Origin of the sequence: Vreelandella piezotolerans, from assembly GCF_012427705.1 — a bacterium.
GTDB classification, from domain to species: domain Bacteria; phylum Pseudomonadota; class Gammaproteobacteria; order Pseudomonadales; family Halomonadaceae; genus Vreelandella; species Vreelandella piezotolerans.
In genome coordinates this window covers 1,221,086-1,246,639 of the sequence record NZ_CP048602.1, presented here as the reverse complement: position 1 = coordinate 1,246,639, position 25,554 = coordinate 1,221,086, and the positions used below count along the sequence as shown (strand labels likewise).

Annotated in this window: 20 protein-coding genes; 8 read left to right on the top strand and 12 right to left on the bottom strand. The window is 58.9% G+C overall.

The features are described 5' to 3' along the window. Window positions 1–45: 45 nt before the first annotated feature. A complete protein-coding gene (fdhA, locus tag GYM47_RS05740; RefSeq protein ID WP_153842381.1) occupies window positions 46–1,236 on the bottom strand; it encodes a formaldehyde dehydrogenase, glutathione-independent in 1,191 nt (396 codons plus the stop codon). Window positions 1,237–1,479: 243 nt separating this feature from the next. Between fdhA and GYM47_RS05735 the strand changes: the two genes are divergently transcribed. The 3 genes from GYM47_RS05735 to GYM47_RS05725 all read left to right on the top strand — a co-directional run bounded on the left by GYM47_RS05735 (window position 1,480) and on the right by GYM47_RS05725 (window position 5,985). Continuing rightward, window positions 1,480–3,060, top strand: coding sequence for a BCCT family transporter (locus tag GYM47_RS05735; RefSeq protein WP_153842380.1), 1,581 nt, complete (start codon window positions 1,480–1,482; stop codon window positions 3,058–3,060). A 193-nt stretch (window positions 3,061–3,253) separates the two neighbouring features. Then, window positions 3,254–4,999 carry a sodium:solute symporter family protein gene (locus GYM47_RS05730; protein ID WP_153842379.1) on the top strand — a complete coding sequence of 582 codons (1,746 nt, stop codon included), beginning with the start codon at window positions 3,254–3,256 and terminating at the stop codon, window positions 4,997–4,999. A gap of 98 nt (window positions 5,000–5,097) precedes the next feature. Beyond that, a complete protein-coding gene (locus GYM47_RS05725; protein ID WP_153842378.1) occupies window positions 5,098–5,985 on the top strand; it encodes a DMT family transporter in 888 nt (295 codons plus the stop codon). 77 nt (window positions 5,986–6,062) lie between these two features. Here the strand turns inward: GYM47_RS05725 and etfB are convergent, their stop codons facing one another. The 7 genes from etfB to gbdR all read right to left on the bottom strand — a co-directional run bounded on the left by etfB (window position 6,063) and on the right by gbdR (window position 15,524). Then, on the bottom strand, window positions 6,063–6,893 hold the full coding sequence (gene etfB / locus GYM47_RS05720) for an electron transfer flavoprotein subunit beta (protein ID WP_153842377.1): 831 nt from the start codon (window positions 6,891–6,893) through the stop codon (window positions 6,063–6,065). Then, the gene (etfA, locus tag GYM47_RS05715) at window positions 6,883–8,151 is read right to left on the bottom strand and encodes an electron transfer flavoprotein subunit alpha (RefSeq protein ID WP_153842376.1); all 1,269 of its coding nucleotides are present in this window, start codon (window positions 8,149–8,151) and stop codon (window positions 6,883–6,885) included. The genes etfB and etfA overlap by 11 nt, the downstream gene beginning before the upstream one ends. Next, window positions 8,148–10,151, bottom strand: a complete 2,004-nt coding sequence (locus tag GYM47_RS05710) for a (Fe-S)-binding protein (RefSeq protein ID WP_153842375.1) — start codon at window positions 10,149–10,151, stop codon at window positions 8,148–8,150. Before GYM47_RS05710 ends, etfA begins: the two co-directional genes overlap by 4 nt. Window positions 10,152–10,351: 200 nt before the next feature. Further along, window positions 10,352–12,424, bottom strand: coding sequence for a dimethylglycine demethylation protein DgcA (gene dgcA / locus GYM47_RS05705; protein WP_153842374.1), 2,073 nt, complete (start codon window positions 12,422–12,424; stop codon window positions 10,352–10,354). Between the two features lie 23 nt (window positions 12,425–12,447). After that, window positions 12,448–12,993, bottom strand: a complete 546-nt coding sequence (locus GYM47_RS05700; protein WP_139525508.1) for a DUF5943 domain-containing protein — start codon at window positions 12,991–12,993, stop codon at window positions 12,448–12,450. Between the two features lie 179 nt (window positions 12,994–13,172). Beyond that, on the bottom strand, window positions 13,173–14,150 hold the full coding sequence (locus tag GYM47_RS05695) for a dipeptidase (protein ID WP_139525507.1): 978 nt from the start codon (window positions 14,148–14,150) through the stop codon (window positions 13,173–13,175). Window positions 14,151–14,381: 231 nt separating this feature from the next. Beyond that, a complete protein-coding gene (gbdR, locus tag GYM47_RS05690; protein WP_153842373.1) occupies window positions 14,382–15,524 on the bottom strand; it encodes a choline metabolism transcriptional regulator GbdR in 1,143 nt (380 codons plus the stop codon). 599 nt (window positions 15,525–16,123) lie between these two features. Between gbdR and GYM47_RS05685 the strand changes: the two genes are divergently transcribed. Further along, window positions 16,124–17,383, top strand: a complete 1,260-nt coding sequence (locus GYM47_RS05685) for a M20/M25/M40 family metallo-hydrolase (RefSeq protein WP_153842465.1) — start codon at window positions 16,124–16,126, stop codon at window positions 17,381–17,383. A 389-nt stretch (window positions 17,384–17,772) separates the two neighbouring features. Beyond that, entirely contained in the window at window positions 17,773–17,976 is a 204-nt protein-coding gene (locus GYM47_RS05680; RefSeq protein WP_139525505.1) for a hypothetical protein, read from the top strand. 419 nt (window positions 17,977–18,395) lie between these two features. On the opposite strand, the gene GYM47_RS05675 is transcribed toward GYM47_RS05680, so the two are convergent. Further along, window positions 18,396–19,082: a type 1 glutamine amidotransferase domain-containing protein gene (locus GYM47_RS05675; protein WP_153842372.1), complete on the bottom strand. Its 687-nt coding sequence runs from the start codon at window positions 19,080–19,082 to the stop codon at window positions 18,396–18,398. 500 nt (window positions 19,083–19,582) lie between these two features. Between GYM47_RS05675 and GYM47_RS05670 the strand changes: the two genes are divergently transcribed. After that, window positions 19,583–20,362: a CLCA_X family protein gene (locus tag GYM47_RS05670; RefSeq protein ID WP_153842371.1), complete on the top strand. Its 780-nt coding sequence runs from the start codon at window positions 19,583–19,585 to the stop codon at window positions 20,360–20,362. A gap of 137 nt (window positions 20,363–20,499) precedes the next feature. On the opposite strand, the gene GYM47_RS05665 is transcribed toward GYM47_RS05670, so the two are convergent. After that, window positions 20,500–21,381 (bottom strand): GGDEF domain-containing protein, encoded by an 882-nt coding sequence (locus tag GYM47_RS05665; RefSeq protein ID WP_153842370.1) that lies wholly within the window; start codon window positions 21,379–21,381, stop codon window positions 20,500–20,502. Window positions 21,382–21,777: 396 nt separating this feature from the next. Between GYM47_RS05665 and GYM47_RS05660 the strand changes: the two genes are divergently transcribed. Further along, complete coding sequence (locus tag GYM47_RS05660) at window positions 21,778–22,962, top strand: tyrosine-type recombinase/integrase (protein ID WP_153842369.1); 1,185 nt, start codon at window positions 21,778–21,780, stop codon at window positions 22,960–22,962. A 182-nt stretch (window positions 22,963–23,144) separates the two neighbouring features. Here GYM47_RS05660 and GYM47_RS18575 read toward each other — a convergent pair whose 3' ends face one another. Then, complete coding sequence (locus GYM47_RS18575; protein WP_153842368.1) at window positions 23,145–23,423, bottom strand: YkgJ family cysteine cluster protein; 279 nt, start codon at window positions 23,421–23,423, stop codon at window positions 23,145–23,147. Between the two features lie 59 nt (window positions 23,424–23,482). Here GYM47_RS18575 and GYM47_RS05650 point away from each other — a divergent pair, with 59 nt between their 5' ends. Then, the gene (locus GYM47_RS05650; RefSeq protein WP_153842367.1) at window positions 23,483–23,731 is read left to right on the top strand and encodes a WYL domain-containing protein; all 249 of its coding nucleotides are present in this window, start codon (window positions 23,483–23,485) and stop codon (window positions 23,729–23,731) included. Window positions 23,732–23,783: 52 nt separating this feature from the next. Here GYM47_RS05650 and GYM47_RS05645 read toward each other — a convergent pair whose 3' ends face one another. Next, window positions 23,784–25,544 (bottom strand): acetate and sugar kinases/Hsc70/actin family protein, encoded by a 1,761-nt coding sequence (locus GYM47_RS05645; RefSeq protein ID WP_153842366.1) that lies wholly within the window; start codon window positions 25,542–25,544, stop codon window positions 23,784–23,786. Between the last annotated feature and the right edge of the window lie 10 nt (window positions 25,545–25,554).

Genomic DNA, 25,554 nt, shown 5'->3' with positions numbered 1-25,554 from the left:
CCGTTCGTGATCGTTGCCTTAGCCGATGCTATGGCGTTGCTGCGATCAAGCCACGCTGCCGTGGGGATCGATGACGAATTTCTTGGCCGCACCGCCATCGAAATCGGCATAGCCCTGGGGCGCCTGATCCAGATCGATCATCTGTACGTTGACCGCATCGGCGATCTTGACCTTACCGAAAAGGATCGCCTGCATCAGCGGACGGTGATACTGCATCACCGGGCACTGCCCCGTATGGAAGCTGTGGGACTTGGCCCAGCCGAGGCCAAAGCGCATGCTCAACGCGCCCTGCTTGGCCGCCTCGTCAGCCGCGCCTGGATCTTCGGTCACGTACAGACCGGGAATACCGATCTGCCCGCCCGCACGGGTCAGCGACATGGCCGAGTTGAGAACCGTGGCGGGCGCCTCTTTGCCATGGTTACAGCCGCAGGCGTGGGCTTCGAACCCCACGCAGTCGACGAAGGCATCGACCTCTCGCTCGCCGAGAATCGCCTCGATCTTGTCGGCCATATCACCGTCTTGGGTCAAGTCGAGGGTTTCACAGCCAAAGCTGCGGGCCTGGGCCAGACGCTCTTCGATCATATCGCCGACGATCACGCAGGCTGCGCCCAACAGTTGAGCGGACACCGCAGCGGCCAGCCCCACCGGGCCCGCGCCAGCGATATAGACGGTACTGCCCGGTCCGACGCCGGCCGTTACGCAGCCGTGAAAACCGGTAGGGAAGATATCGGAGAGCAGGGTCAGATCCTTGATCTTCTCCATGGCCTGATCGGCATCCGGGAACTTCAGCAGGTTGAAGTCGGCATAGGGCACCATGACGTACTCCGTCTGGCCGCCTACCCAACCGCCCATGTCCACGTACCCATAGGCAGCGCCTGGACGCGACGGATTGACGTTGAGGCAGATGCCGGTCTTGCCGGATTTACAGTTACGACAGCGGCCGCAAGCGATGTTGAACGGCACAGACACCAAGTCGCCCGGCTTGATGAACTCGACGTCGCGACCGGTCTCGATCACCAGCCCGGTGATTTCGTGGCCCAACACCAGACCCGCAGGCGCGGTGGTTCTCCCCCGCACCATGTGCTGGTCACTGCCACAGATGTTGGTGGTCACGACTTTAAGAATGACACCGTGCTCACATTTGCGATTCCCCAGCGCAAGCTCAGGATATGCAATAGATTCGACGGCGACTTCACCTGGGCCCTTATAGACGACTCCGCGATTGGCTGCACTCATGGATGACTCCTGTCGCTGCTTGTTGTTGTGCATAGCGTGAATGGCGCTTTTTCACACTATCCCTTCGCCACCCCGAGACTTGCTCCAAAAAGGCATCCACATGTCTATTCGAGACATGCCCGTCAGGATGAATAGGTAGAGGTCGCTTTCGAGATACTTCTCGCCTCGAACACGCTCAACAATTTCCGACGTCGGCGGTGCCTATCCTGCTCGACGCACTACAACAACCTAAAAGGAAACGCGATGAACAACGACGATGATCCCGTTCTGTCGCCTGGACAGGACAACAAACAGATACTGGGGTTGGACTTCCATAACCCCGTCTTCCCACTCTCCGCTCTCGCCATCCTGCTCTTCATTATCTATGCGCTGGTCTATCCAGACGCCGCGAACGCACAATTGGGTCTCGCCAAGAACTGGTCGATCGAGCATTTCGACTGGCTCTTCATGGTGGCGGGTAACGTTTTCGTAGTCTTCTGCCTGATACTGATCTGCTTACCCCTCGGCCGAATTCGCTTGGGCGGCAAAGATGCCAAACCGGAGTACTCACGCACCTCCTGGTTTGCCATGTTGTTCGCAGCGGGCATGGGGATCGGCCTGATGTTCTGGAGCGTCGCCGAACCGGTGGCCTATTACACCGACTGGTACGGCACCCCCCTCAACGCGCCCGCGGGCACGCCGGAGGGCGCCAGCGCCGCCATGGGCGCGACCATGTTCCACTGGGGACTACATCCGTGGGCCATCTATGCCGTCGTCGCGCTTTCGCTGGCGTTTTTTGCCTATAACAAAGGACTGCCGCTGACGCTGCGCTCCGCCTTTTACCCCATTCTGGGCGAGCGTACCCGCGGCTGGGCTGGCCATGTCATCGACATTCTCGCCGTACTGGCCACCATCTTCGGATTGGCGACCTCGCTCGGGTTTGGCGCGACCCAGGCGGCAGGCGGCCTCGCTTACCTGTTCGACGTGCCCAATACCATTGGCACCCAGCTGGCGATCATCGTCGTGGTCACGGTCATCGCGCTGATCTCGGTATGGCGGGGCATCGATGGCGGTGTCAAGCTGTTTTCCAACATCAACATGGTCATTGCGGCGGCGCTACTGCTGTTCGTGGTCGTCGCGGGCCCGACCCTGATGATCCTGACGGGTATCGGCACCACCGCAGTGGACTACGCCAGCTATCTTCTGCCGCTGTCGAACTGGATCGGCCGCGAGGATGACACCTGGTACCACGGCTGGACCATCTTCTACTGGGCGTGGTGGATCTCCTGGTCACCGTTCGTCGGCATGTTCATCGCTCGCGTCTCCAAGGGACGCACGGTTCGTGAGTTTTTGATTGCGGTACTGTTAGTGCCAACGCTGGTCACGCTGGTCTGGATGAGCACCTTTGGCGGCACGGCGCTCTCTCAAGCGACCAACGGGGTCGGTGAGTTGGCCAACGGCATCAGTGACGTTTCGCTTGCCATGTTCCATATGCTGGAGCAGTTGCCCCTGACCAGTATCACCTCGACGCTGGCCATCGTGCTGGTGCTGGTCTTCTTCATCACCTCCTCGGACTCCGGCTCGCTGGTCATCGACAACATCACCGCGGGCGGCAAGACCGACGCGCCCAGAAGCCAGCGCGTCTTTTGGGCCACCCTGGAGGGTGTGATTGCCGGCGTGCTGCTCTACGGCGGAGGCAGCACTGCCCTCACGGCACTCCAGGCGGGCGCGGTCGCCACCGGCCTTCCCTTCACCATCGTGCTGCTGCTGATGTGTTTCAGCCTCTATAAAGGGCTGCACAAAGAGTGGAAGCAGATCAACACGGTGCCCAACGCCGTCGTCTGATCGCGTCAATTAACGGCAGATGACGGGGCGCCACGCACATGGCGCCCCGTTCGTTTTTCGGACAGCGTGTCGTGATTCCGGCACTATAGGGCGCTGCTGGCAATGAGTCGTCCCGCCACGCGCTGCACCATTAAGATGACGTCATTCACATCACGTCATACGACATAACTTCAACGACTCCACGGCGCCCCCCATGATCTACACCATCGCAATACTGCTAAGCCTGGTCGGCTATTTCGTGATCGGTCATTTGGCCGGACGGCGCGTCAAGGGGCTGGACGACTATCTGGTCGCTGGCCGCAATGCGCCTACCTTCTTCATTCTCGGCACCCTAGTGGCCAGCTACCTAAGTACCAGCGCCTTTCTAGGCGAAACGGGGTTTGCCTACCAGGGCTATCCGTTCGTGATGCTGATCTTTGCGGCGGTCAGCACGTCGGGCTGCCTGCTGGGGGCACTGGTGTTCGGCCGCTACCTGCGCCGCAGCGGCGCGTGCACCGTGCCGGAGTTCTTCGGCAAGCGTTTTGCCTCGCGTCGGGTACAGGCCATCGCCGGTCTCACCACGATCATTGGCTTAGGGGCTTACCTGCTGGGCGTGATGCAGGGGGCGGGCATCATGTTCGCCGAACTGACCGGCATGCCCTACTGGGTGGGTCTGGTGCTGGTATGGGCGACCTACACCGGTTTCATCCTCTACTCCGGCTCGCCGGGGGTGATGCTCACCGATACCATCATGTTCGTGATCTTCTCCCTGGCCGCCGTGGGCGGGTCGCTGTATGTCATCCACGACCTAGGCGGCTGGAGCGGGGTCGTCGAGGGGCTGCTGATCCAGACCGACAAACCCGGCATTGCGCTTTGGCATGGGGTGATCGACGGGCCGGAGGCCAGCTTCTCTTCTGCTGGCGAAGCGCTGGTGTGGGGCCTCACCCTGGGGCTCGTGTGGGCCGCAGTGCTGGCGGCAAGCCCCTGGCAGTCCAGCCGCTATTTAATGGCCCGTAACGAGCACGTGGTGATGCGCTCGGCCATGCTCACTGCCGTGGCGCTGGCCGTTTTCTACGCACTGATGATGATGACCGGCGCCGCGATCAACCTGTACGACTCGACGCTCGAACCAGAGCGTTCGATGGTCTGGGTGGCGCTCAACGTGCTGCCGACCTGGCTGGGGGTGGTCATTCTGACCGGGGTGTTCGCTGCCGGGCTCTCCTCCTGCTCGACCTTTCTATCGATCATTGGCTTCAGCCTCTCCAACGACATCCTGCCCGCCTCCACGGATGAGCGGTCGGCCATGCGCAAGAGCCGCATCGCGGTGCTGGTGGCTGGGTTGATCGCGCTGCTGCTGGCACTGTTTCAGCCCCCCGCCGTCATGTCGGTGGTGTGGTTCGCGGCGACCCTGTTTGCCTCCTCCTGGGGGCCAGTGGCGCTGATGAGCATCTGGAGCCGTCGCATCACCGCGGCGGGCGCAAGCTGGGGCTTGGTCGTAGGCTTTGCCGGTAATGTCGCGCTCTCGTTGATGGTGCAGGCCGAGTGGCTTAGTCTGCCCGTCTACCTGCATCCGGTGCTGCTCAGCACGCTCTTGGCCCTGGTGGCCATTACGCTGGCCTCGCGTGTGACCCAGGTGAGCGAGGCCGAGTCGGCGTATCGAGCCTTTCTGCACGAATTCGATGCCAGCGCCATGAGCGGCTGGGTATCCGGCACCCGCTGGATCGCCCTGTGCACCATGCTCTCGGGCGTCGCCATCGGCGTGTTTCTGTGGCGGCAGTACGCCGCCATACTGGCGGGGTTCGCCGAGCGCTTCGCGCTGCCCAGCGGGGCGGTTCAGGGCGGTTATCTGCTGGCCATCGGCTGCGGCAGCATGCCGCTGATCGCGGGTGCCGTGGGTGTCTGGATAGTGCGCGAACGTCACGCGAAGAACCCGGCAATAGCCAGCCGTCCAACCCAGTGACGATCACCGCGAGGCCGCTCGCCTCATCGGCCTGACGACGTCCATCGCCCGCCTACTCGGCGGGCGCTTCACTTCAAGACGACCAAGGAGACGCGATCATGCAGCTCACAACGTATCAATGCGGCCTGCTCATCGTGATACTCGGTGTGGTATTTCTCAGTTTCGACGGTCTGCTGATCCGGCTCGCCGCCACCGACGGCTGGACCGTCATCTTCTGGCGCGGCCTATTGATGTTCTGCGTACTGGGGCTCATATGCACTGTCGGCCAGCGGCTGACGGCCTTGCGACGTTACCCGATGGCGTCACTGGCCTCGGCCGTTCTGCTGGCGCTGATCTCCAGCCTGTTCGTGCTGGCGGTGATGAACGCGAGCGTTGCCAACGTGGTGGTGATTCTCAGCACCGCGCCGCTGTTCGCCGCCGTGTTCTCACGGATGTTCCTGGGGGAGAGGGTCGCCCGGCACACGCTGGCGGCCATCGTGGCCTGCATGCTGGGCATGAGCCTGGTCTTCATGGGCCACGGCGCCCACGGGATGCTGCTGGGTAACCTGTACGCCCTGGCGGCCTCCGTCGCCATCGGTGGCAACCTGACGCTGCTGCGCCGTTTTCCAGCCGTCGATACCATGACGGTGGTCGCCGGAGGTGGGCTGCTATCCGCCGCGGTGGCACTCTCCATGGCCACGCCGCTGGCCCTCGATGCCCAGCGCTACGGCGTACTGGCCTTGATGGGGCTCGTGCAAATGCCCTTGGCGACGGTACTGATCAACAGCGCCACCCGCTACCTGCCCTCCACCGAAGTGGCGCTGTTTTATCTGGTCGAAACCGCCCTGGGCACGGCGTGGGTGTGGTGGTTACTGGGCGAAGCGCCCAGCGTCTCGACGCTGATCGGTGGCGGCGTGGTGATCCTGGTGCTAGTGCTGCACGCCTGGATAGGCCTGCGCCTCGAACGCCAGCGGCTACGGGTATCTCCCGCCTTTTGCGCCAAGTAACCAACGCCCCCACATGCGCACGCAATGAAAAGCCCGCGGGAGTGCGGGCTTGGTAGGTAACGCTAGAGGGATAGACGTCAGCGTAGCACCTCCTCCTCCTTGAGCAGCTTGTAGATCGCCTCGGCGCCCTGCTCAGGCGTCACGTCGGTGAGCACTTGACCGCCCTTGCCCTCGGACTTGGCGGCCGCCGCCTTGAAGCGATCCCTGGCCGACGCGGCCTTGACGATCTTCAAACGCTTGGGCCGTTTACGGGCGGGGGCCAGGTGCCACTCGGCCAGTGCCGTATCGGCTTCGGGCTGGGTCGGCTCGACGGCCAGTTCCCCGCGCCGCGCCGGACCAAAGGCACTTTGACGCGCCACCGGCGCCGCCTCGTCCACGCTGATGATGGCCGGCAGGCGCACCTTGAGGCGACGACGCTGTCCGCGTGGCAGCGCCTGCAGCAGGGTCAGCACGCCGTTCTCCACGTTTTCGACGGCCGCCAAGCCATTGATCAACGGCCATCCCAGGCGTTCTGCCAACGCGTAGGGCAACAGCCCCGAGCCCTCCCCGCGCTCCGCGCGGGTGCCGGTGATCACGAGCTGGGGTGACGTCGCCGTCAGGTGCTCGGCCAACGCCGGAATGGCGTCGCTGCCTTCGGGCTGCTCCAATAGAGTCATGGCATCGAGCCCCATCCCCAAGTAACCGCGCAGCGCGGCGTCGCTCTCATCGTCCTTCGGACCGGCATGCAAGACGCTTAGCCGCGCGCCCGGCTGCTCGGTCTGCATGGCCAGCGCCAGCTCCAGCCCGCGGGCATCCTGCTCGGCACGCCGCGGACGACCGGTGGTCGGGTGGCGACCAACGGAAACCAGCACCGCGATGCTCAACGCCTGCTGGGATGGCTGCTTCTGCTGCGTTGAATCAGGCCGCATCGCGCTCTCCTCCTCGCTGCCGTTCGACCATGGCCACCAGGGCGGCCAGAATCTGCGTACTATCACCAATGACGGCCAGATCGGCCCGCTTGATCATGTCGCACCCAGGATCGACGTTGACCGCCACCACCTTGTCGCAGCGCTGAATGCCCTGCAGGTGCTGGATCGCGCCTGAGATGCCGACGGCCATGTACACGCGAGCCGTGACCCAGGTGCCGGTCGCGCCTACCTGACGGTCGCGGGCCATGAAACCATCGTCCACCGCCACCCGGGACGCCCCTTCGGTAGCACCGAGCACTTTGGCAGCGTGGTGGAAAGCCTCCCACTCTTTGACACCGTTGCCGCCGGAGAGAATGAACTCCGCCTCGGCCAGCGCCACGCCCGCTGGGTCCACGGCCACCTGCCCCAGATCCTCGATCCGCGACAGCGTGGTGGGAATCGACGCCGCTAGGCTCACCGGCTCCGCCGCATGGCGCGTTTCGTCCATTGGCTCGGCGCACTCGGCCAGCGCCAGGGTGACGCGGCATAGCGGACGCTGAATGTCTAGGCTGTCGGCGGCACCGCGTGCGGTACAGCGCCAGCCCAGCGAAGCGCTTGGATCGGTATCGACCTGCCAAACGCCGGTGGCGGCGCGCTCGCCCAGGCGCACGGCCAGCCGCCGCCCCAGGTCGGCACCGCCCAGCGGCGAGTCCGGCAGCAGCCAAAAGCGCGGTGCCATCTCCCGTTCGACGGCGTTTAGCGCCGCCAGGCGCGCTTCGGGCGCGAACCCAGCGTAGTACTCATCGTCCAGATGCACGACCCGATCAATACCGGCTTCACCTAGCGCTTCCTCTTTGTGCTCGCCAAACAGCACCGCCACGACCGCACCAGGGCGCTCGGCGTCGGCATCCGCCAACCGCCGAGCCAGGCCCAACAGATCTTTGTCGTGACCGGATAGGCGTCCGCCGGTCAGATCGGGCACCACGGCAACCAGGAAGGCCGGTTGCTCGATGGTCACCGTGCGACGGCTATCACGGCTGGCCGTGGCGGCCGCCGTGGATGCCTCGCCCTGCTGGAGACCGCTGCGGTCGATACGCTTCACGCCATTGGGGCCGATGAAGCCCATGGCGTGGGGGTTCTTGCGCATCACGCCGTTGGGCCCCAGCCACTCGCTGACAGCAGCGCCATTCATCTCGGACGCCACGCTAGCGTGCTCGGGGTGCAAGCGGTTGCGGGCAATCCATTCGCGACGCGGGTCGCGGCGAATGATCTCACTCATACGGTCACCTCCTCGGCGGGCGTGGTGGTAGCAGATCGACGGGCCGCCTCGAGCGCAGGGTCATTAGGGCGCTCGACCAGGGCATCGGCCACCAGTTCGGCAATGTCACGCACCTCGGCAGTGGCATCCACCACGCCTTCCAACATGGCGGTACACTGCGGGCAGCCCACCGCCACCAGCTCGGCACCGCTCTCTTTGACGTCGTTCATGCGCATGTCGGGAATACGCTGCTTGCCGGGAATATCGGTAATCGGCGCGCCGCCACCGCCGCCGCAGCAGCGCGAGCGGAAGCCGGAGCGTTCCATCTCCTTGACCTCGATACCCAATGCCTTGAGCACGTTGCGCGGGGCATCGTATTCACCGTTGTAGCGGCCCAGGTAGCAGGGGTCGTGATACGTCACGCGACCGCCCTTCCAAGGTGCGAACGCCAGCCGTCCGGCCTCATACAGCTCGGCAATGAAGGTGCTGTGGTGGCGAACCTTGTAGTGGCCACCCAGCTCACCATACTCGTTGCCCAGTACGTGGAAACTGTGCGGATCGCAGGTGACGATCTGCAGGAAGTGATACTTGGACAGCGTGGCAATGTTGCGCTTGGCAAGTGACTGGAACGTTGCCTCGTCACCCAGACGACGCGCTACGTCGCCGCTATCGAGCTCCTCGGTACCTAGCACGGCGAAGTCCACCTCGGCGGCGCGCAGCACTTTCACCAGGGCGCGCAGGGTACGCTGATTGCGCATGTCGAAGGCGCCATCCCCCAGCCACAGCAGCACGTCGACCTGCTTGAGATCGGCCATCAGCGGCAAGTTGAGATCCGCCGCCCAGTGCAGCCGCGAGCCTGGATCGAAACCGCCGGGGTTGTCGGTGGCAATCAGATTATCGAGCACTTCGGCGCCTTTATTGGGCGTTTTGCCACGCTCCAGGGTCAGGTGGCGGCGCATATCGACAATCGCATCCACGTGCTCGATCATCATCGGACACTCTTCCACGCAGGCACGGCAGGTGGTACAGGACCATAGGGTCTCGGCATCGACGAGCGCCTTGCCCTCCAGCGCCACGATGGGTGCATGGGGCGCACCGGCGTGTTCGCCGACCGACTTGCCCGGGTAGGGAGAGCCGGCATAGCCCGCGTCGCTGCCCCCGGCCATGCCCACCACCATGTCTTGGATCAATTTCTTGGGGTTGAGCGGCTGGCCTGCGGCAAACGCCGGGCACACCGCTTCACAGCGACCGCACTGGACGCAGGCATCGAAGCCCAGCAGCTGGTTCCAGGTAAAATCGGCGGGCTTTTCCACACCCAGCGGCGCCTTGGCATCGTCGAGATTCAGCGCTTTGAGGCCCGTCGAGCGGCCGGTGCCGCCCTTGTGCGTCGAGAAGCGTTCGGCGCGGCGGTGAAACGCCAGATGCAAAGCCCCCGCAAAAGCGTGCTTCATCGGCCCGCCCCAGGTCATGCCGAAGAACATCTCACCCAGCCCCCAGGCGACGACGCCCACCAGCACCAGCGCCAGCAGCCAGCCGCCACTGTTTTCCAGCAGCCCTTCGGGCAGTAGGCCCACCGTGGGCAGAGTGATCAGGAAAACGCCTAGCGAAAACGCCATCAAACTCTTGGGCAGGCGCATCCAGGGCCCCTTGGAGAGCCGCGCGGGTGGATCGAGCCGCCGACGCGCCACGAAGAGGCTGCCGACGAACATCGAAGTGCTGGCCAGGAGCAGTAATCCACCCAGCACGGGGTTAGCGACCCCAAGACCGTGCACCAGGATCATCAGCACGGCAGCGGCCACGAAGCCACCGGCGGTGGCCACGTGGGTGTTGGAGATCATCTTGTCGCGCCCCACCACATGGTGCAGATCTACCAAATAGCGGCGCGGCATGGCGATCAGCCCCTTGAGCAGATCGACCTGCGCCGGGCGCCCCTGGCGCCATAGACGCACGCGGCGCACGGCGCCGATGACGGCCAGGGCCAAAGCGCTAAAAATCAGTATCGGCAAGAGCGTTTCGAGCATAGTACTCACCTCATCTTTCGCGGCGGGGCTGCTCCGGCGGCAGACCTCGGCGAGGGCGCTGTCTGCCCATCCCTGGGCGCTACTTTCGACATATGACCGCCATGGATGGCGGAAATGCCGTAAACGTACGGAACTGTTTTACGGCCCTGTCAAACGACCCTCGCTACGGTCTTCCACCGGCGCCCCGGCTCTCGCTCGGGTCAAAAGTCCTTGCAGATTCGCAGGGCATCGTAGATGGCCGCGTGGGTATTACGCGGTGCCGTGCAGTCGCCCAGGCGGAACAGCAGGAAGCCATCCCCCTCTTCGCTCAGGCAGGGCTGAGGCTGAATCGCATAGAGCGCCTCCAGATCCACCTGCCCTTTATTGCGAGACTGCTCCTTGAGGGCGTAGTAGAGCGACTCATCGGGGCGCACGCCGTTCTCGACGACCACTTGATCCACCACGCGCTCTTCCAGGGCGCCGGTGTACTCGTTTTCGAGCACCGCCACCAGGCTGCCGCCTTCGCGGTAGACCTTATGCAGCATCAGGTCGGAGGACATGATCACCTCCTTCTCGTAGAGGCTGCGGTAGTAGGTCGGGAAGGTGGTGCCGCCCACCGCTGCGCCGGGCTTGATGTCGTCGGTGACGATCTCCACCTTGGCGCCCTTGTCGGCCAAATAGTCGGCCGCCGAGACGCCGGAGAACTCGCAGATGGCGTCATAGATCAGCACGTTTTTCCCCGGCTCGACCTTACCGGAGAGGATGTCCCAGGTACTGACCACTAGGCTTTCCTCGGGATTGTCCGAGTAGCCCCACTCGGGGTGCTGGCTCAGGAACGGCTGTCCGCCGGTGGCCAGGACGACGATGTCGGGGCGCAAATCGAGCAGCGTTGCCTCGTCGGCGCGGGTACCGAGGCGCAGGTCGACCTTGAGACGCGCCAGTTCGAGCTGATACCAGCGGGTGATACCGGCAATCTGGTCGCGCTGCGGTGCCTGGGCGGCAATGGTGATCTGGCCACCCAGGGCGTCCGCCGCTTCAAACAGCGTGACATCGTGACCGCGTTCGGCCGCCACCCGCGCCGCTTCCATACCACCAGGACCGCCGCCGACCACGACGACCTTACGCTTGCCACCCTCGCTCTTCTCGATGATGTGCGGCAGTCCCATGTACTCCCGCGAGGTCGCCGCGTTCTGGATACACAGCACGTCCAGGCCTTGATACTGGCGGTCGATGCAGTAGTTGGCGCCGACGCACTGCTTGATCTGGTCGACCTGCCCCATTTTGATCTTGGCGATCAGGTGGGGATCGGCGATGTGGGCGCGCGTCATGCCGACCAGATCGACATAGCCCCCTTCGAGGATACGCTGCGCCTGGTTGGGATCCTTGATGTTCTGGGCATGGATCACCGGCACGCTGACCACTTCCTTGATGCCCGCCGCCAAGTGGAGGAAAGGCTCCGGCGGGTAGGACATGTTGGGAATGACGTTGGCCAGGGTATTGTGGGTGTCACAGCCGGAACCGATGACGCCGAAGAAGTCGACTTGGCCGGTGGCGTCGTAGTAGGCGGCGATCTGCTTCATGTCATCGTGAGAAAGACCGTCGGGATGGAACTCGTCGCCGCAGATGCGCATGCCGACGCAGAAGTCGTCACCCACTTCGGCGCGTACCGCCTTGAGCACTTCCATACCGAAGCGCATGCGGTTTTCGAAGCTACCGCCCCACTCGTCGGTACGCTTGTTGACTCGCGGACTCCAGAACTGGTCGATCAGGTGCTGGTGCACGGCCGACAGTTCGACTCCGTCGAGGCCGCCCTCTTTCGCTCGGCGCGCGGCCTGGGCGAAGTCGCCGATGATGCGCCAGATCTCTTCGACTTCGATGGTTTTACAAGTAGAGCGGTGCACCGGCTCACGGATACCGGAGGGTGAGACCAGCGTCGACCAATTGAAACCGTCCCAGCGGGAGCGGCGGCCCATGTGAGTAATCTGGATCATGATCTTGCCGCCATGCTTGTGCACGGCATCGGCAAGGTTCTGGAAGTGCGGAATGATGCGGTCGGTGGAGAGGTTCACCGAGCTCCACCAGCCCTGGGGACTGTCGATGGAGACCACCGAGGAGCCGCCGCAGATACATAGACCGCAGCCGCCTTTGGCCTTCTCCTCGTAGTACCTCACGTAACGCTCGGTGGTCATGCCGCCGTCGGTGGCGTGTACTTCGGCGTGGGCGGTGCTGACCACACGGTTACGGATCGTCAGTTTACCGATTTCGATCGGCTGAAAAATTGCGTCGAATGCCATGTACGTCTCTCCTCTACCTCTGGCTAGCGGGCGGCGTCGTTCAGCGGCTGGACGGTAAAGAGCCCAACGTCACAGCCCTCTTCGGCAGCACTTTGGGTCTGCTCGGCCACGGTGCGCAGCGAGCTTCCCCGCGCGGCGAGGATTTGATCCATGGCACCAGCAAACCAGCCAGTGAACATGTACTCCTCTTTTTTACCGGTCTTGCCGAGTTGGTAAACGAACGCGCTATGCTCGAGACGCACCTGGGCGGTACCCGAGTCGAGATCGATCTGCTCAGTCAGGAAAAGCCCCCAACCGCGCTGGGAGAGACGATTCATGTAGTGCTCGAAGACCGCCTCGCCCTCGATGCCGTGGCATTCGGCCTCTTTTTCGCACCAGTGCCAGGCGCTTTTGTAACCAGCGTGATAGAGAATCTCGGCGTACTTTTCGGCACCCAGCGCCTCTTCGATGGCCACGTGGTTGTTGATGAAAAAGTGACGCGGCACATACAGCATCGGCAGGGCATCACTCGTCCAGACGCCGGTTTCGCTATCGACTTCGATGGGCAGTGCGGGGGCCAGTTTGGTCACGGTTATATTCCTCGAATCTTTGTTATGTCAGGTTATCGACGGGGCTACCCCGGGAGCATGCCTACGAGGAGGCGCTATGAATCCATCCTTGGACGCTACCGACGCCATCCCTGGCGTCGGACCTCCTCTACGGCATGCTCCCGGCGCCCCTCGCTTCGGAGGCAGTCATCTGCTCGGCGTCAGGCGCCCCAGACGTCCTTGAGCACGCGCACCCAGTTCTCGCCCATGATCTTGCGCACCTGTTTTTCGCTCATGCCGCGCTTAAGCAGCGCCTCGGTGAGATTGGGGAACTCTCCCACGGTGCGGATTCCCTCGGGATTGATGATCTTGCCAAAGTCCGTCAGGCGGCGTGCGTAGCCCTTGTCGTGGGTCAGCCACTCGAAGAACTCCTGACCGTGTCCCTGGGTGAAGTCGGTACCAATGCCGATGGCGTCTTCACCGACGATGTTCATGATGTACTCGATGGCCTCGCAGTAATCATCGATGGTCGAGTCGACGCCTTTCTTGAGGAACGGGGTGAACATGGTGACGCCGACGAAACCGCCGTGATCGGCGATGAACTTCAGCTCTGCGTCGGACTTGTTGCGGGGATGCTCTTTCAAGCCCGAGGGCAGGCAGTGGGAGTAGCAGACGGGCTTTTTGGACTCGAGGATGACTTCCTCGGAGGTCTTGGCGCCGACGTGAGAAAGGTCGCACATCATGCCCACACGGTTCATCTCGGCCACGATCTCGCGGCCAAAACCGGACAGGCCACCGTCGCGCTCATAGCAACCGGTACCGACCAAATTCTGGGTGTTGTAACACATCTGCACGATGCCCACGCCCAGCTGCTTGAAGATCTCGACATAGCCGATCTGGTCTTCGAAGGCATGGGCATTCTGGAAACCGAAGATGATCCCAGTCTTGCCCTCCTCCTTGGCGCGGGTGATGTCGGCGGTGGTGCGCACCGGACGCACCAGATCGCTGCACTCTGCCATCAGCTGATTGGATTTGACGATGTTGTCGACCGTGGCCTGAAACCCCTCCCACACCGAGACGGTGCAGTTGGCAGCGGTCAAACCGCCGCGACGCATGTCTTCGAGCAGTTCGCGGTTCCATTTGGCGATGATCAATCCATCGATGACGATGGCGTCATCGTGCAGTTCAGAGGGGGTCATGGCTAAGCTCCAACATGGGTGAATGAAGCGAGCATAGCGCCGACGCTGGGCAGGGCGACGCTTGGAAACGACCGTGGAAATTCCAAAAGCGTCATTCTGTCGCTAAAACGACGCAGCCCGATTCCCCGCCAACAGAGCAACAGCCGACCGGCCAAAGGGGAGCCGTGCCCATAAAAAAAACGTGCCGCTCTCAGTAAGCGGCACGTTTTAAAGGGACTTTCACACGTCACATCAGCTCAATACCGGTACGCTAGCAAAGGTGGGCTCCCCCTGAGCGTAGGCCAACGCCTGCTGGGCACTCGACAACGGCTCGTTCTTGTAAGGCTTGATTCCCCACCGCTTGATCAGAGACGCAGATTTATCGGGGTGACTCTCCTGGCGGTCGGAGACACCCAGGCGCTCGTTGCGGGGCGGCACGCCAAAGTACTCTCGATAGCATTTCGAAAAGTGCGGCGTAGAGACGAAGCCGCAGACCGACGCAATTTCGATGATCGACAACGGCGTTTGCTTGAGCAGCTGTCTCGCCCGGGTCAACCGCAGCTTGAGATAGTAGCGGGAAGGTGAACAGAGCAGATAGCGTTGAAAAAGCCGCTCTAACTGGCGCCGTGAGACGCCTACGTAGCTCGCCAATTCGTTTAGTTCGATAGGCTCTTCTAGATTGGCTTCCATGAGCGCCACGATTTCCAACAGCTTGGGCTGAGTCGTCCCCAGCACATGCTTGAGGGGCACGCGCTGCTGATCCTGCTCGTTACGCACGCGCTCGTAGATGAACATTTCGGAGATACCCGCCGACAGCTCTTTGCCATGGTCGTGAGCAATCAGGTTGAGCATCATATCGAGCGGGGCGGTACCTCCTGAGGCCGTGAACCGATCGCGATCGATAGAGAACAGGTGCGGGGTCAGAATCACATTAGGGAACGCCTCCTGCATGGAGGGCAAACACTCCCAATGCACGCTGGTTTCGTAATGATCCAGCAGCCCCGCCTGGCCCAATGCCCAACTACCCGTGCATACCGAGCCAAGCCGCTTCACCTGACGCGCCTGTGCCTGCAGCCAACGGAGGTGTTCGCGGGTCACACTATGCTGCGGGCCCACTCCGCCACACACGACGACCCACTCGAGCGACAGCGGCGTATGAATGGAAGCGTCTGGCGTCACCTGCAAGCCGTCACTGGCACGCACCGGCAGGCCATCCTGGGTCAGCGTGTACCAGCGATAAAGCTCACGACCGGCCAACTGGTTGGCCATACGCAGTGGATCGATGGCGGATGCCAGCGAAATCAGGGTGAAATTGTCCAACAGCAGAAAGCCAAGGGTCTGTGGTTCGCACGCACGGTTAGTCGTGGCCGAGTCTTTTACTGAATGTGATGTCATGGTCCTACCCTCACTCACCTTTTTAAACCATTCGTCTTTTTTATTAGAGTTTTTTGGTATCCCTGGCGTTTCATAGCCTCCCCTGATGCAGTATGCCTGAATGCTAACTCATCCAAGGGGGCGTCTTGCTCCGTCGTCGTATACTGGCACGAATAGAGCGGTTAGAGACAAGACTATTACACTCATCTGCTCGCAAAAGTCGCAAATAACATGTTGTAAGTCGCATTGGGACCTCTAGAGGTGTATTGAGCGAAAAAATGTTAGTTCCAGACTTGAGGATGAGACGCTGATAGAGGAGCACACTGAAGGTTGCCTTGTGTAGACCGCGGAAGGTTAGCCCTCGTCATCGCTGACTAATACGTTGAATTAATTACTTTTAAGAATATTCATATCGATAAAAATTGCCATTCAGGTATCCATGGACAGTAGCCACTGATACCGCCAGCATGACGTGCCCTAGCCGTTCATGCTGATGAGCAATTGACCAGCGACCCAAATGATACTTAATCAACTAACTTCAAGTACTGGCGAACGCTATACAGCCAGCCACAATCTGGCAGACTAGTGTGTTTATACCCCCTCAGAAGTGAGTAAGCATGATGAGCGATACCGCAAAACCCTGGACGCAACCGATGCCCGATGCGCAGTTCAAATTGATGCGCGACATTTTGGCGGCCCCCAGCCCAGTGGGCTTGGAAGGCGCGATGACCTACGGCGTACTAAAGCCCTACTTCGAGAGCTTCGCGCCCAGCGACTGGCACCTGCACCAGTTCAAAGGCAACGCAGGCGTGGTGCTAGACACGCATCCGGGCCGCGATGACATGTTCAAGTTGATGATCATCGGCCACGCAGACAAAATCCGTATGCAAGTTCGTTCGATTGGCGAAGACGGCAAGGTCTGGATCAACACCGACTCTTTCTTGCCCGGCGTATTAATCGGCCATGAAGTCACGCTGTTCAGCGAAGATCCAAACGCCCCAGGCCACTACCGCAGCATCGAAGGCGGCACAGTAGAAGCACTCGGCGCTATCCACTTTTCTGATCCCGCTCAGCGCGATGGCAGCAAAGGGATCAAAAAGGAACAGATCTATCTTGACCTGCAAATCCATGGCGAGAACAAAAAGCAGCAGGTACTGAACCTAGGCGTGCGTCCAGGCGACTCGATTATCTTCAACCGCCCTATTCGCTCTGGCTTTAGCCCGAATACGTTCTATGGCGCGTATTTAGATAACGGCCTAGGCTGCTTTGTCACCGCCGAAGTGGCGCGCCTAATCGCCGAAGCGGGCGGCACCGAGAAGGTGCGCGTGATGTTTGCCATCGCCAGCTACGAAGAGATTGGCCGTTTCGGTAGCCGCGTGCTGGCTGGTGAGCTCAAGCCCGATGCGCTCATTGGCGTGGACGTTAACCACGACTATGTGGCCGCCCCTGGCATCGGCGACAAGCGCATGCAGCCGCTGGAAATGGGTAAAGGGTTTACGCTGTCGGTGGGCTCGATTGCCAGTGAACAGCTCAACCGTATCATTGCCAGCGCTGCCAAAGAGCAAGACATCCCCATGCAGCGGGATATCGTGGGGGTGGATACCGGCACCGATGGCATGGCTGGCGTTCTGGCCTCCATCGATAGCGCAGCAACGTCTATGGGGTTCCCAATCCGCAACATGCACACTATTTCGGAAACCGGTAACACCCATGACGTGCTGGCGGCAATTCACGCGCTACACCACACCATTAAAACGCTGGATACCCTGCCCAATCCCAAGCAGGCATTTTTGGATAATCATCCGCGTCTCGATCAAGCCAGCCCACTAACCCATCAAGGCAGCGCCAAACCTGAGAACGATGACGAAAAATCCGCTTGATCCCTATAAAAAAACCCCGGCCATTGCTGGCCGGGGTAGTAGTAATTCCTCCGTAATCCTTCTTCACGAACCTCCTGTTCGTGCATCCCTGGTCTGACAAGCGTTCCATGCTTGCTCTCGCTCCTTAACACCTCTCCCTGTGTTGCTACTTACCTTGAACCTTCTATGTGTCAAAAACATTAACCTGAGATAGAAAATAGCGCACTTTTGATAAATTTTACCTTTTGGCATACCGAGCCCCCTTCAGGCGCGCAGCATGCTTTTCTTAGCGCTTTACCAGGCGACCGCCTATACTTTTTCTGCATCCATCGTGATGTTTCTCTACACGGACGTTACCACGCCTGAACCCACTCATTCCCTAGCGGTAGGAGGTCAGCGTGAGACATATCATGATCAGTTCGACCGTCCACGGTGTGGATATCATGTGCCGCCACTGCGGCAATGCAGAATCCGCCACCACATCGTACCTCAATCGGTTCCGGTTGGAAGGCACCGGTAAGGACAGCGTGCTGCTTCGCTGTTTGAGTTGCCAAACGTCGGTGTCGGCCCCCATGAGCCAGCTAAGCGCTCTGTTCTATCACTACGCCTGTTAATGGCTTAGATGAACTCGAGCACATAAGTGCGGCTCGCAAAAAAAACCCCGACCATCGCTGGCCGGGGTTTCATCAGGTCCTCCCTAATCTTACATCACGAACATCCTGTTCATGCTTCCTTGTGCGCCGCAAGCACTCCCTACTTGCACTTCCTTGTAACGCCTTCCTTGCGTTATGTGCACACAGTGCGCCCTATAAAGCTCGAGTTATCTAACCTGGGATATGAAACGCGAAAAGTTTTTAGTTTCGTGCGCGCACCATCTACGCGTGCTTACGCAGGTCGGCATCAAAAACGTCCCACGCTTCGCTGGCCACTCATCGATGAGTGAGACCGCGACGCTTTAACGGCCGATGGGCTGCTTACCTACGCAAAAGGCGGGCTCGAAGGCCCGCCTTGTCGATGGCATTACGTCAGCGTACTAGCGTGTGAACCATGCCATCAGCGCCTCTGCCGTAGGAGCAGAAGAGGGCGGGTTTTGGCCGGTGATCAACTGACCGTCCTCACGTACGTAGGGTGTAAAGATATCGGCTTTGCTGTAGATACCGCCACATTTCTGTAGCGCATCTTCTACTAAATGCGGTACGACATTAGTGAGACCCACCGCCTCTTCTTCACCATTAGTAAAACCGGTCACTTGACGACCTTTCACCAGCGGCTCGCCGCTTACGTCTTTGGCATTCACCAGCACGATAGGTGCGTGGCATACTGACGCCACCGGTTTACCTTGGGCGATAAAAGTTTCGATCAAATGGATAGAGTCTTCATCGTCCACCAAATCCCATAACGGCCCATGGCCACCAGGGTAAAACACCGCGTCGAAATCGTCTGCGCTCATGTCGCTCAGGCGATGCGTATTCGCCAATTCGACTTTAGCTGTCTCGTCTTGCTGAAAGCGTCGGGTGTCGTCGGTTTGGCTCTCTTCCGCATCGCTTTTGGGGTCCAGCGGCGGTTGCCCACCTTTAGGTGAGGCAAGCGTTATTTCAGCGCCCGCGTCTTTGAAGACGTAGTAAGGTGCCGCCAGCTCTTCCAGCCAAAAGCCGGTTTTCTCTCCTGTATCACCTAGCTGATCGTGCGAGGTCAACACCATTAGAATACGCTTACTCATCTCGATGCTCCTATTGGTCACGCATGGGATAGCATTTGCACTCCTAGGGCTACGTTGGGGCGCTCATCGAGGCTTACAAGCCCTACCTCCTGATATTGTATAGCAAAACCATCGCGAACAAACGAAAAGTAACTCTTTGTTTTATATAAATTAAACGACATAAATCATCATTTCGTACCATTCAGGTACAATAAATATACAATTTAATCTTGTACATTATTTATCCCTAACCTATAGTTTGAAGGGTCGGCGGCAGGGATACCGCGGCACAAAGGAATGTACGCTAAGGAATAGCGACACCCAGCTCATGGAAAGAGAGCGTGCTCAGGAAGAGCCATGCAAAGCCACGGAAGGAGCTAGCCAAGGAAGCGCTAAGCGATGACCATGGAAGGCAAGGTACTAGAAGCATCGGTGCTTAAAAAAGCGTCCTCAGTTTTGAGGGCGCTTTTTCATGGGCGAAAGGTAGCTAACGCTATGATTTCCACCGACATAGGTGATACGTGAGCTTTCATGAACGACCATTTTTTCGGAACGGCCCTACACATCGCGCAGACTCCGCCAGTAGCTTTGGCGCAATTCGCCGCCAATTTGACTTCCGCTCTATCGAAATTGGCCGCTGGGTAACGCGTGAAGAGCGCGATCGAGCGGCAGCCCTGTTTCATGATGCGCTCTGCGACCTCATGCTCATTTTACAAGGCAACGAAACGCTGATTTCACTTAGAGGCGCACTAGCGCTGCAGTACGGCACCGGTGGACGTCCTGGCGTGTCGGCACACTATGATCCCAGCCAGCGTAGCTTTGCGCTTGCCAAAAACGCTGGCCCCGGCAGCATCGCTCATGAGTGGTTTCACGCATTCGACCACTTCATTGCCCCCAAATGTTTTCAAGACCTGCCTAGTAACGCCTTCGCCTCAGCCGCCTGGTTGACCAATGCCGCGCCCATTCGCCACCCCCTCAACCAGCGATTACTCGCCTGTTTCCGGGCCATCTTACTTCAACCGGACGGCCAGCAGCCTAGCGCGCTGTTTTTTAACGCTGCCGCAATGGACAAAGCGCTGGGGCAGCTTTACTACAGCAAACCCGAAGAGATGTGCGCTCGCGCTTTCGAAGCTTTCGTTCAAGATGCTCCGATCAAAAACCACTTTTTAGTCAAAGGCACCCAGTGCTCTCCTGACGCCGAACGCGGCTTGTACCCGGTAGGTGAGCAACGCGCAGCGATCAACCGCGCATTTAACCACTACTTCTCTAGCCTTGGCGCAGCGCTGAGCCTTGAGCAATAGCGATGTGCAAAATCTTTTGCTAGCGACTAGGCTGTAGACTCACTTATTTCTCAGAGGACGAGAGCATGCCATCTACTACTACTATCGTGGTCGTCGTTGTCGTGGTTGCCGTGGTGATCTTTGGTTTTAGCGGTGGCCTACCGTTTTGACGCACCGGAGTATGCACGAACACGCTGTTTTTTCATCCGGTACATGTTGACATCGGCATGGCGAAGCAGTGTGTTGGCATCTTGGCCGTCTTCGGGATAGACGGCCACACCCACGCTGCAAGACGGCATACCCATGCAGAGTGTACTCACACTCTCGTTCGAGGATAACTCGTCAAGCAGTTGAGCCGCTTTTTCCATCGCGGCTTCTTTGGAGTGAAGATCGGTCAAGAGTACCGTGAATTCATCCCCACCCATGCGTGCCACCGTGTCGGTATCACGAACACAGCTACTCAAGCGGCGGGCTATCTCACACAGCACGGCGTCTCCTGCCGCATGACCGTGCACATCGTTGATACTTTTAAAGTCATTCACATCCAAGAATAGAAGAGCCAAACGGGCTTGATAACGCCTAGCGGTAGTCAACGCCGAGGCTAGGCGGTCATAAAACAGCGAGCGATTGGTCAGCTTCGTCAACGGGTCGTGGTGTGCGAGAAAACGCAACTCCTCTTCCGCTTGAACTTGGGGGGTGATGTCGCGTGCGACGCCAATACGCACCTGCTCCTCCTCGGACCAGCGCGCAGACCATAATATATGCACCACGCTGCCACTCTTGTGCAGGTAGCGGTTACGAAAATCGAGATGAGGCTGTCCATTCATTACTCGCTTGATGGAAGCATGCGTCATCGCCACATCTTCTGGGTGCATATAGCGGGTAATTAGGGTGCCTATCAGCTCATCAGCGCGATACCCCAATAGCGACTCGCAGGCATCACTGACGAATAGAATGCGATGCTCTGCATCTACCACGAACACGGTATCGAGCATCAGGTGAATCAGCTTGGGGTAAAGCGCCTGCAAATCGACGGTCATGGGCAGCCTGGTGGGGTGACTTTCTCCCGAGTATAGACGGATCAAGAGCTGTATGAGTACCGTCTGTCTCGACCCTTCCATCGAAATTAACACTGTGAACTCGATGAAGTTTCCAGCCAACCTTGTTTCACGGAGATCTCACCAGAATGTTCCCAAAACCGCTCCCAAAGCCCAGAAACGACGAAGGGGAATCAACATAAGTGTTGATTCCCCTTCTATATTTCGTGGCGGAGAGGGAGTCCGTTGTTTTAGCTTCCCACGATGTCCTGAAAGCTCCACATACTCACATTAAATCAGATAGTTGTATTGCCACAAAGTCCAACAAGGTCTACCTTAATCCAATCAACCTGGGGGACCATTTGGGGGACTTTCCCCTTCCATGGAGGCAGGGCATCGATGGCAATACACAAGCTCAGTCCGCGCAAGGTCGCAACCGCGGGGCCTGGCAAGCATGAGGATGGCGGCGGACTTCGTCTGGTGGTCTCAGGGGGCGGGGCAAAGAAGTGGGTGCTCCGATTCACGCTGAAGGGCAAGCGCCGTGAGATGGGGCTGGGAAGCTTCCCTGACACCGGCCTGGCTGATGCTCGTCGCAAGGCTGAGCATTACCGTCGTCTCGCCAAGGACGGAGCCGACCCGATTCAGGCACGAGATGCAGAACAGCAAGAGACCTCTACGCCAACCTTCACGAGTTGCGCTGCTAGGTACATCCAATCCCACCGGCGCAGTTGGCGCAATGCGAAGCACGCTCGACAGTGGGTCAGCACGCTGAAGACATACGCTCGCCCGGTAATTGGCAATATGCCGGTGGACGAGATCGATACCCAAGATATCGTATCGATTCTCAATCCTATCTGGACGTCGAAGACAGAAACAGCGAAGCGGGTACAGGGGCGAATCGAAAACGTCCTGGACTATGCCTCAGCTCACAAGTACCGCGATGAAGCCAATCCGGCGCGATGGCGCGGCCACTTGGACAAGCTGCTGGCCAAGCCCTCCCGGGTCAAGAGGGTCAGCCACCACCCGGCTATGCCATACGATGAAGTTGCTGCCTTCATGGCCGAGCTTCAGGGCTATACCAGCATTTCCTCCAAGGCGCTGCAGTTCCTGATCCTGACAGCGACGAGGACTTCGGAAGTCCTGCGGACGGAGTGGCCGGAAATCGACCTTGAGAACACAACCTGGACAATACCAGCAGAGCGCATGAAAGCGCGCCGGGAGCATAGAGTTCCGCTATCTACCCAGGCTGTCTCACTGCTTTCCGACCTGCCGCGGGTGCAGGGTAATCCATACGTATTCCCTGGGGCACGGCTCGGCAGACCCCTGTCGAACATGGCAATGCTGCAACTGATGCGCGGCATGGGGTATGGCGTCGGTGGCAAGCGTGGCGACTACGTACCCCACGGCTTCCGCTCGAGCTTTCGTGACTGGTCAGGTGAGGTTTCCAGCTATCCGCGGGATGTCGCCGAAATGGCACTGGCCCACACCATCGAGAACAAGGTGGAAGCTGCCTACCGCCGAGGTGACCTGTTCGAAAAACGCCGCTCGATGATGCAGGACTGGAGTGACTTTATTACTGACTAACAATGCATAACATGCTGGGATACCTGTGGAAGCGATACACGACATAATGCCAGTGCTGCCCCCACGGGGGCAGCACTGGCTTGACGAGTAAGCATTTTTTGCATGTAGCTATCGACACTTAGGTTTTGACAGAGCGCTCTCTGGCGAAATCGTCATCGGCCCAATTTTTTTAGATACAAAAACTAACTTTCAGATGCTTCCCACAAAAGATTGCATACCTGAAGATTCAAATCGACAAATTCATTCCAACTGTATTGCTCGGCGTAGTGCAACTCATACTGCCGATCAACCCGACAAATGTCAGGTCGATCAGTGTAAATGGTACACCTCCTATCAGCATCACTGTAATGCCTGCAAGTACCATCTCCCCGATCAAGGGGCTTAGTCTCGTTCGCCAAATTGACATGCTGGCAACAAAGGCCACACTGGGTGCATGGAAACGTGCTTATCACTTGATGCATGATGCCAACCATTTCCGAGTACTCTCAGAGCCCTCGGCTACCGGCAGAGCCCAGAAGACGTGACACTGGTCGCCAACGTGGCGCCTCAGGTAGCCTGGCTGCTCACCGAGACACCCCTGTCCGTCGAGCAGAACCTTGCACTTCTTCCAGGCAGCGACTGGAAGCGATTAAAGGCCCTGGTGCCTGACGATCAGCAGACCTTGTGGTGGCTGATGGGCATGGGCGCCAACGTTGAGGTGCTCGAACCTGAGTGCTGGCGAAAGGAAATCATCGAGACAGCAAGGAGGGTTCTCTCGCAAGCAGAGTGACATAACAGGAGTACTTCACGCCTGGCTTGCTGCCTGGCGTGAAGTACTCCGATTAGGCGTCAGCAAGCTCCATATTTTGCTGATCATACGGGACAATGACATTTTCTCTGGCACCACCAAGTGAAACAGCTATCCTAGGAAAAATATTCTCTAGATCCGCATGATCTTCCTCCAGCCATTCAGGGAAATCATGCGATTTAACAGTTTTAAGTGAAATATTTCTGGCTTCGATATTTTCTCCCACCATGCTTCGCACAAACGGAAGCGATGCACCGCCTCCCGTCAGCACCAAAACCAACTCTTTACGCGGAGCAGTCCTGAGAATAAAATCATCAACTTCCTCAAGCACCTCTACGATCTTGTTGCGAAGCTCTTTCTGAAATTCATGGATAGATTGAGATTGAAGCAGCTCCTCAAGCATCACCTCGATGACTTCACCGTTTGGAAGCGGCACATCGATACTTCCGGTTTCAAACAGCTCTTCTTTATACACTCTGATCTTGCGTTCGAGATCATTTCTGATACGACGATAATTGTCTGACTGGTAGGTTATCCCGGCTGACGAAAGAATTTTCTGCACCAGCACACGATCGATGTAATTTCCGGCCATAGTCAGACCGCGTGCAGCGCCGGGGACCTGATTGGCAACATAAACACTCTCATTGGAATCCACGCGAATACGGAAAAGACTAATATCAGTAGTGCCAGCACCGATATCGATAACCATGGATAGATTATTTGCGGCACCATCCTCACTAACCAGTGCAGACGCAACGCCGAGAGGTTCTGTGACGGGGCTTCCAACAAAGGAGTATTCAAAGTTCTTTTCCTGAACTTTATCACAAATAAGCTTGAGTTTATCCAGAGCAATGCCTTCGCTGATCTCCTCAGCCACTAAATCAGCTACCACCTGAGCATCCCCCAGCATGCGGGAGAGCATGCTCGAATACTGTCGTGCCTTGCCAACCTCGAAGCATGGCATAGCGAACCGCCGGCAGATCGCCTTCTCGTAACCCAGCTCATCCGAGCATTGGTTGATCACCCATGTCAGGTAGACAAGGTAAAATAGAACGATATCTCGATAGTCAATCTCGACACTGGTCGGATTGAACTCATCTGAAAGAACCTGATCGATACCGTCTTCGGAGAGAAAACGTTTCATGTTATCGATACGCTGACGGTTGCCGTCACCGGCTTCTTGCTCGGAGACCTCCAGAGCATCCTTGCCAAAGTAAACATAGCCATCGTTGCTAATGTAGACGGAGGAAATCAACAGCTCTAGAGGGCCGTCGGAAGGGTCCTGACCAGCGACTTCGCCAAGCTCAAGCACCCGGATCTCGTCGCCTCCGTCCTTTCCCGCGCCATCGTGTACCAGGGTTACCTTGGACATAGCCGTGCCAAAGTCTATGCAAAGCCTGAAGTCCGGCGATACAGGCTCATCAGCGAAGCTAGGCAAGCTGATCTCAATTTCATCATCTTTCGACTCTAGTGGCTCTTCGATCTCAACGTCACCATCGACTGGCTCCGATTCTACGGCAGCTTCCTGCGCTTCATCCGCTAAGGCATCGCTATCGCCACTGCTATACTTCTCAGCAACAATACTGGCTACCGGCGCCCTTGCACGCAAAGAGAGTGTATCGGTGGGCTCTTCCGGTGTCGTCTGAGGTGGTGTACTCAATGCACCGATAGCTGCTGATAATGCCTGCTGTTCCGCTTCGGTAATAATGCCAGGTAGCTCCTGCTTTCCGTCGTCCCGATCAGCCAAACGAAAGAGCAAATTCTCCAGCAGCCACTTTGCCTTGTTGTTGTCCATTCCCCCTCCG